9 protein-coding genes are annotated in these 8,216 nt (G+C 38.2%); 1 reads left to right on the top strand and 8 read right to left on the bottom strand.

The window, feature by feature from the left end; genetic code table 11:
* Together BBS29_RS00590 and BBS29_RS00585 are read right to left on the bottom strand one after the other, a co-directional pair.
* Window positions 1-480: helix-turn-helix domain-containing protein (locus BBS29_RS00590; protein ID WP_068128044.1), on the bottom strand; the 480-nt coding region annotated here is incomplete at its 3' end.
* 72 nt (window positions 481-552) lie between these two features.
* Complete coding sequence (locus tag BBS29_RS00585) at window positions 553-1,362, bottom strand: inositol monophosphatase family protein (RefSeq protein WP_068128041.1); 810 nt, start codon at window positions 1,360-1,362, stop codon at window positions 553-555.
* Window positions 1,363-1,439: 77 nt separating this feature from the next.
* Between BBS29_RS00585 and BBS29_RS00580 the strand changes: the two genes are divergently transcribed.
* A complete protein-coding gene (locus BBS29_RS00580) occupies window positions 1,440-2,063 on the top strand; it encodes a YktB family protein (protein WP_068128038.1) in 624 nt (207 codons plus the stop codon).
* Between the two features lie 51 nt (window positions 2,064-2,114).
* Here BBS29_RS00580 and BBS29_RS00575 read toward each other — a convergent pair whose 3' ends face one another.
* From BBS29_RS00575 to pdhA, 6 genes are all read right to left on the bottom strand, one after another.
* Entirely contained in the window at window positions 2,115-2,816 is a 702-nt protein-coding gene (locus BBS29_RS00575) for a DUF4064 domain-containing protein (protein ID WP_068128034.1), read from the bottom strand.
* Between the two features lie 80 nt (window positions 2,817-2,896).
* The gene (locus BBS29_RS00570; protein WP_068128030.1) at window positions 2,897-3,166 is read right to left on the bottom strand and encodes a UPF0223 family protein; all 270 of its coding nucleotides are present in this window, start codon (window positions 3,164-3,166) and stop codon (window positions 2,897-2,899) included.
* 49 nt (window positions 3,167-3,215) lie between these two features.
* Window positions 3,216-4,625: a dihydrolipoyl dehydrogenase gene (lpdA, locus tag BBS29_RS00565; RefSeq protein ID WP_040929274.1), complete on the bottom strand. Its 1,410-nt coding sequence runs from the start codon at window positions 4,623-4,625 to the stop codon at window positions 3,216-3,218.
* A gap of 4 nt (window positions 4,626-4,629) precedes the next feature.
* Window positions 4,630-5,913 (bottom strand): dihydrolipoamide acetyltransferase family protein, encoded by a 1,284-nt coding sequence (locus BBS29_RS00560; RefSeq protein WP_068128027.1) that lies wholly within the window; start codon window positions 5,911-5,913, stop codon window positions 4,630-4,632.
* Between the two features lie 18 nt (window positions 5,914-5,931).
* Window positions 5,932-6,909 (bottom strand): alpha-ketoacid dehydrogenase subunit beta, encoded by a 978-nt coding sequence (locus tag BBS29_RS00555; RefSeq protein WP_040929276.1) that lies wholly within the window; start codon window positions 6,907-6,909, stop codon window positions 5,932-5,934.
* 3 nt (window positions 6,910-6,912) lie between these two features.
* The gene (gene pdhA, locus BBS29_RS00550) at window positions 6,913-8,019 is read right to left on the bottom strand and encodes a pyruvate dehydrogenase (acetyl-transferring) E1 component subunit alpha (protein WP_068128023.1); all 1,107 of its coding nucleotides are present in this window, start codon (window positions 8,017-8,019) and stop codon (window positions 6,913-6,915) included.
* Window positions 8,020-8,216 lie beyond the last annotated feature (197 nt).

Here is an 8,216-nt window from a genome sequence, read left to right as displayed (position 1 = left end):
TTCCAGTTCTTTCATTCTTAGTTCTTCTCTTAGACGTTCTAACTCTTCGCGTTCTGTTTCATTCAGTGGTTCACTCTTCGATACTTGTTTTTGGTTATKTTCTTTATTAGGCATATGTTTTATTGGTCTCCCTTGTTTGCCCTCTAGAGCAGCTGGGCCACCTTCTTGAATCTTGCGATTCCAGTTAGCGATTRTTGAAAAATKCTTGATACCAAAGTRTTCCGCTGTTTCTCTATARGACAATTGATTTTCTTCTCTATATTTTAAAACAGCTCGCTTAAATTCACTAGTATATTGAGTATTACTTAAAGATTTAGTGAGGCCCTGATAGCCATATGTGTTGTATTGTTTTACCCATGTTTGAACAAGCGATCTATCCACATTATGCTTTTCACCTAAAAATTTATATCCTCCTGCTTCATTTAAATATTCATTAACTACTTTTACCTTAAATTCAAAGCTATGCTTTTTATACTTCATACAAAAACACCCCTAAAGTTGGATTTTAGTGTCCAACTTTAGGGGTGCACCTCAATACGAGCGGGGAATTTTTTATTTAATAAAGAATTTGTCGTGTACTTCTTTAAATGATTCGTGATCAAATATCTCGAGTATTTCATCGACTAATTTCTCATGCCCACATACGACACTCGATGCTTCAAGTTCTGGAACGTCTTCACCTGTTAACGTCACACATTTTAGTCCGAGTTCATTTGTTAAAATTCTACCCCCGGCATAATCCCATGGGAAGAGTTCGTAAAATACGACAGCTCCAAATTTCCCATCAGCGACTGACGTAAAGTCGAGTGCTGCGCTTCCTCTATTTCGTACAGATCGTGCTTTATCGACTAGTTCGATAAAGAAATGTCTCACGTCGTCTTTTAATAACCATTTATGACTCACGCCGACGATTGTATTGTCTAATGGCTGATAGTCAACTTCTTTAATTTTCTCGCTATTTCTATAAGCGCCTTCACCAACTTTTGAGTGATAGAGTACTTTATTCGCTACGTCATACACAAGTCCACAATACGGTTCTTCGTCTTTATATATACCGACAGAAATCGCAAAGTTATCGTTTTGGTTAATGAAGTTTACTGTACCGTCAATCGGGTCGACAATCCACGTAAACCCTTTTAACGTTTTAACGTCTTTACCATATGTCTCTTCACCAACGATATTGTGTTCAGGGAACTGTGCTTTAATACGCTTATAAATAAATTCTTCAGTTTCTTTATCTACTGGTGTGACTAAATCATGTGGTCCAGTCTTTCTCATTACTTCAAAGCCTTCAAGTCGTCTCGTTTCAATAAAATCTCCAGCGTCTCGTATTAATGATTTTGCAAATTCATATACATCCATTTACTTCACCTCAATTATTTGATGATTACTCATTATTATTTTATCATAAAGCTAACGAATTGTTGGAGGAAGAGACGATGAACTACACATTTACTGAAGAAGATTTCGATGTATTTACACATGATACACTCGAAAAAACAATGTCTGAACTAAAAAAGCACGCACGAGTTAAGCTTGAAAATTTAGGTGAATATTTTAGTGATTACTTAACAGAAATGACGGATGACACACATTTTACACACGTCGCACAACATGCACGCCGTAAAGTGAACCCACCGATTGATTCTTGGGTTGCGTTTAGTACGAATAAACGTGGATATAAAATGTTACCGCACTTTCAAATTGGACTATTTAAAGACCATGCGTTTTGTCAGTACGGTATTATTTATGAAGCACCGTCAAAAGAATATATGGCCGACCGTTTAATAAATCAAGTCGATGATATTTTAAATTTAGGTGACGGATATTTTATTACAAAAAATCATATGAAACCTGAAAAGATGTTTATAAAAGATTTAAAAGAAGACGACGTTAAAAAAGCAATCGAACGTTTAAAAACGGTAAAATCTGGAGAGTTAATGATCGGTAAGTTTTACGATAAAAATGATCCAGTATTAACATCAGACGAAACGTTCTTAGAAGAACTAAAAAACGTGTTCAATACACTGCATACATTTTATGTGGAAGAAGAGTCGGTCTAACCGGCTCTTTTTTAAAATTAAAAAGCAACTACAAAAGTAGTTGCTTATAGATTACTCTTCATTTCTCTTATCGAGGTTTTCTCTTCTCGTACGTTTTGCATCGTTGTCTAAATCATCCAGTGACGATAAATCTTCATCGTAGCCAAAGTCTTTATAATCCTCTTCGTCTACTGCTGTAAACATACGTGTTTTCTCTAAATCTTCGTCTTCAGTAACTACTGGTACCGGACGTGTTTCCGGTCTTTTAGCGACACGTGTATCGTCTTCATAAGTCGGTGATACTTGACGATCATTATAATCATTGATAATCGTTTCTTTATCTTTACGTACAAATAATAATACAGCTGCAATGACGAACATTAATGATGAGAATAATGTTACGACAAATGGTGCAATAATGATTGCTGTAATTAAGAGTAATGAACCTGCTAAGATTCTCTTTTTCATTTTCACTAAACCGATAAATGAAATAATTAACGGAATTACTCCAATTAAGCTAAGAAGCCATAATTTACTAAGCATTCCTACGAGAAGATCTGTTACTTCTTGAGGGTTAACTCCCTCTTCTACTGCTGCTCGTCTCGCTTCTTCTTCAATAATATTCATAAATTGTGGATCGTTTCCAATCGCATACGATACGTAGGCAATTAATAAAACGACTGCGAGTAGCGCAATCCAACCAATCCAACCGATAATTTTTTCAGGCACGCGTGAAATCGGTTCAACTCTCACGGTGTAATCTCGTTTTGCCATAATCTTCACTCCAATATGTTTCTGTTGTTTCTTGATTATACCCTATTTAATATTTTTTTAGACATATTATTTAAATCAATTTATTTTTTTATAATATCATTTGAATTCGTATCTTTTAACTCTTTAATAAGTCCCCAAGGGTGATAACCTGATGCTTTCTCAAACGCGTTAAATAATGTTTTTTCTTCTGCTTTACTCGGTACAATTTCTTTAAAAGATTGATAGGCAGTCTGTAACTCATTATGAGTCACACCTGATTCATACCCCTTTTCTATCGTCTGATAAAAATGAGTTACTGCAATCATTTCTTCTGTTGACCAGTCTAAATCAAGTGGGTAACTATATTCCATCTGTAAAAACCTCCAAAGAAAAAAGCGCTCATCTGAGCGCTTTTGTTAATTATAATGAGTGGATTGGACGTCCAAGAGCTGCTTCAGCCGCTTCCATAGGCATTTCACCTAATGTTGGGTGCGGGTGAATTGTTAATGCAACGTCTTCTAATGTCATTCCTGTTTCAACTGCTAATGCAAGTTCAGAAATGATGTCTGACGCGCCGTCACCAGCTACTTGAGCACCGATTACTAATCCGTCTTCTTTACGCGCAACGAGTTTTACGAAACCATCTGTTTTGTTTAAACCGATTGCACGACCATTTGCTGCAAATGGGAAACGGCCTGTAACGATGTCGAGTCCTTCTTCTTTTGCTTCAGTTTCGTTAATACCAACTGATGCAAGTTCAGGCTCTGTGAAGCACACTGCAGGCATACCGATGTAATCTACTTCAGATTTTTCACCAGCGATTGCTTCAGCAGCAACTTTAGCTTCGTAGCTTGCTTTATGTGCAAGTGGTAACCCAGGTACGATATCACCAATTGCAAAGATTGAATCAACAGATGAACGACCTTGTTTATCTACTTCAACTAGTCCTCTGTCTGTTAATTTAACACCGATATCTTCTAAACCAAGTTCGTCTGTATTTGGACGACGACCTACAGTAACTAATACGTAGTCTGCTTCGATTGTCTCAGTGTTACCTTTTTTATCTTCATACGTAACTTTAACGCCATCTTTTGTTTCTTCAGCAGATTTTGCCATCGCCTCAGTCACAACTTTAACGTCTTTTTTCTTAAGGTTACGTTTAACAAGTGATGTCATGTTTCTTTCGAAACCACCTAAGATATCTTTCATACCTTCTAAAATTGTTACCTCAGTACCTAAGTTTGCATATGCAGTACCAAGTTCAGTACCGATATATCCTCCACCGATAACAACAAGTTTTTTAGGTAATTTTTCTAAGTTAAGTGCACCTGTTGAATCGAGTACACGATCACCAAATGCAAATCCTGGGATTTCAATCGGACGAGAACCTGTCGCTACAATCGCATGTTTAAACTCATACGTTTGTGATTGGTTTTCAGTCGCAACTTTAATGCTGTTTTTACCAGAGAAGTAAGCTTCACCTTTAACAACTTCAACTTTGTTACCTTTAAGTAGTGATTCTACTCCTCCAACAAGTTGGTCGACGACTTTACCTTTAAACTCTTGTACTTTAGAGAAATCTAATTTTACGTCTTTAACTTTAACACCCATATCTTCAGAGTTTTTAGCATCTTGATATCTGTGTGATGAAGCGATTAATGCTTTAGATGGAATACAACCAACGTTTAAGCATACGCCTCCTACTGTGTCTTTCTCAACGAGTACAACTTTTTGTCCTAACTGAGCCGCACGAATTGCTGCTACGTATCCTCCTGGACCAGCACCAATGACGACTGTATCTACTTCGATTGCAAAATCTCCTACAACCATTATTTTACCCCTCCATTAATAGTAAATCAGGATTATTTAGTAATTTCTTAATGTGATTTAAAGCTCTTTGCGCTACTGCACCATCGATTACTCTATGGTCGTAACTAATAGAAATCGCAAGTACGCGTGCAGGAACAACTTCACCATCTACAACGACAGGTTGTTCTTCAATACGTCCAATTCCTAAGATCGCAACTTCAGGTTGGTTAATTACTGGAGTAAACCATTTACCTCCTTCAGATCCGAGGTTAGAAATCGACATGCTTCCGCCTTGCATTTCTTCCATTGTCAGTTTACCATCTCTCGCTTTTGTTGCAAGTTCCATAATATCATCTGAAATTTCAAAAATAGATTTTGCATTTGCATCTCTAATTACTGGAACGACTAACCCACGGTCAGTGTCTGCAGCAATACCGATATCGTAGTAGTGTTTATGGATAATTTCATCGGTTTCACTATCTACTGATGTGTTTAACTCAGGATATTTCTTCAGCGCAGATACGAGTGCTTTAACGACATATGGTAAGTACGTTAATTTCGTACCTTGTTCTTCAGCATATCCTTTAAACTTCTGACGGTGTTCGTAAAGGTTGTCTACGATTACTTCGTCGATGTTTGTAACGTGTGGAGACGTCTGTTTACTACTCACCATCGCTTTAGCGATCGTACGGCGAATCGACGTCATCTTCTCGCGTGTTTCACGGTCTTTAGTTACCGTCGTTACACTTTGTTTAGATGTTTCTTCAGATTTAGTTTCTGCAGTATCTGCTGCTTCTTCAGCGCCACCATTCATAAATGCTTCAACGTCCGCTTTAGTAATGCGGTCGTGTTTTCCTGTACCTGTTACTTTCGTAATATCTACGTCGTTTTCACGAGCAAATTTACGAACTGAAGGCATCGCTTTTACGAATCGTTTATCTGTAGAACCTTCCTCTTTAGATTCTGATTTTTCTTCAGTTTTCTCTTCTTTTTCTTCTTTTACAGGCTCTTCTTTTTTATCTTCTTCTTTTTCTGAGTCAGAAGATGTGTCTTCTGACGGCGTATCTTCACTACCGTCATCAATCGTTACAAGTACTGTCCCGACTGTCGTCACTTCTCCTTCTGCGACGTGAATCTTTTGAATTGTACCTGATACTGGAGATGGCATTTCTACGACTGCTTTGTCGTTTGCGATCTCTACGAGTGTATCATCCTCTTCAATTTGGTCACCTTCATTGATGAACCACTTCGCAATTTCACCTTCATGAATTCCTTCACCGATATCATGAAGTTTCACTTCATAAGCCATGAATTTCCCCCCTAAGTTTTAGAAATTGATAACTTCTTTCGCTTTTTCGATAATTTCATCTTTTCCAGGCAGCCATACTTTTTCAGCTGCAGTGAATGGATACACTGTGTCTGGCGCGCTTACACGTAAAATAGGTGCTTCTAACGAAAGAATTGTACGTTCTTGTAACTCAGCTGTGACTTGTCCACCAACACCTGCTTGGTGCTGAGCTTCTTGAATCACGACTGCACGATTTGTTTTCTCTACAGATTTAACAAGTGTTTCGTAGTCGACTGGAGATACTGTTCTTAAGTCGATCACTTCTGCAGAAATATTTTCTTTTTCTAACTCTTCAGCAGCATGAAGTGCTTCGTGAACCATCGCACCATAAGCGATTAATGTCACATCGTCACCTTCACGACGAACCGCTGCTTTACCAATTTCCACTTCGTAAGCCTCTTCAGGTACTTCTTCACGGAATGAACGGTATAACTTCATATGCTCTAAGAAAATTACAGGGTCATCTGAGCGAATTGCTGAGATGAGTAGTCCTTTTGCATCGCTTGGTGTTGATGGAATTACTACACGTAAACCAGGCGTTTGTGCCATGAGACCTTCAAGTGAGTCTGCGTGTAATTCTGGTGTGTTTACTCCACCACCAAATGGTGCACGAACTACGATAGGAGTCTTTTTAGAACCGCCTGAACGGTATCTATGACGTGCAATTTGTCCAGCAATTCCATCCATCGCTTCAAATAAGAATCCGAAGAACTGGATTTCAACAACCGGACGATATCCTTCTAATGTTAAACCTAAACCGAGTGATGCGATTGCACTCTCTGCAAGTGGTGTGTCAAATACACGGTCGACTCCAAACTCTTCTTGTAATCCTTGAGTCGCTAAGAATACACCACCATTAACTCCAACGTCCTCTCCAAACACGAGTACGTTTTCGTCATTTTTAAGTTCTGTACGCATCGCTTCAGTAATCGCTTGAATCATCGTTAATTCAGCCATTGATTATGACTCCTTCCCTTTGTAGTATTCATATTGCTCTACAACGTTTGATGGATTTTCTTCATACATTAAATCCATTAAACCTGTGATCGTTTGTGGCGCTACTTTATCTGCTTCTTTAATCGCTTCTTTAACTTCTTCACGCGCACGCTCAATCACTTCTTTTTCTTTCTCTTCGTTCCATAATTCTTTTTCTTCTAAGAACTTTCTGAAACGAACGATTGGGTCTTTTTTCGCCCATGCATCGTCTTCATCTTGTTTTCTATAACGTGTTGGGTCATCTCCTGACAGTGTGTGTGCACCGTAACGGTAACATACTGTTTCGATAAGAGTTGGTCCTTCACCTTTAATTGCACGGTCACGTGCATCTTTTGTTACTTTATAAACTGCAAGTGCGTCCATTCCGTCCACTTGAACAGATGGAATACCTGCTGCAACACCTTTTTGCGCTAACGTTTTAGCAGCTGTTTGTAAAGATCTCGGTGTTGAGATTGCATATTGGTTATTTTGAACGACGAAAATCGCTGGTGCTTTATAAGCGCCTGCAAAGTTAATACCTTCATAGAAGTCACCTTGAGACGTACCACCGTCACCAGTATACGTAATTACGACGTTTTCTTTTTCTCTCTTTTTAAGACCTAAAGCGACACCAGCCGTTTGCACGTACTGTGCCCCGATAATAATCTGCGGGCTTAAAGCATTTACACCTTCTGGGAACTGGTTACCTTCATAATGCCCTCTTGAGAATAAGAATGCTTTGTATAACGGTAAACCATGCCAAATTAATTGTGGGACATCACGGTACCCTGGTAAAACATAGTCCCCTTTTTCAATTGCAAAATGACTTGCAATTTGTGATGCTTCTTGTCCAGCCGTTGGTGCGTAGAACCCAAGTCTACCTTGACGGTTTAAAGACGTAGAACGCTCGTCTAATACTCTCGTCCACACCATTCGCGTCATAATCTCCACTAATTCATCATCAGAGAGTTCAGGCATTTCGTTTTTATTTACGACTTTACCTTCCTCATCTAAAATTTGAAAAAGTTCAAATGACGCCTCAATATCTTGTAATTGAGCAACCGGATCGAATCCTTTTTTCTTCGGTGCCATACTTCTTCACCATACCTTTCATAAAAATGCTTACAGTAATAATAACATAAAGTATTCACGCATTTAAAAGATATCGACTTTTAAACGGTACTTCTGTTTCATTATATAGTATTTTGGACGTATCAGTAACTCTTTTTGTCATACTTCTATAATATAATGTATAATTAAAAAATGAATTTTAGCTTAGGAGAGATTTT

Origin of the sequence: Nosocomiicoccus ampullae, from assembly GCF_001696685.1 — a bacterium.
GTDB lineage: Bacteria > Bacillota > Bacilli > Staphylococcales > Salinicoccaceae > Nosocomiicoccus > Nosocomiicoccus ampullae_A.
The sequence above is the reverse complement of the archived record's forward strand: the minus strand, read 5'-3'. Positions and strand labels throughout refer to the sequence as shown.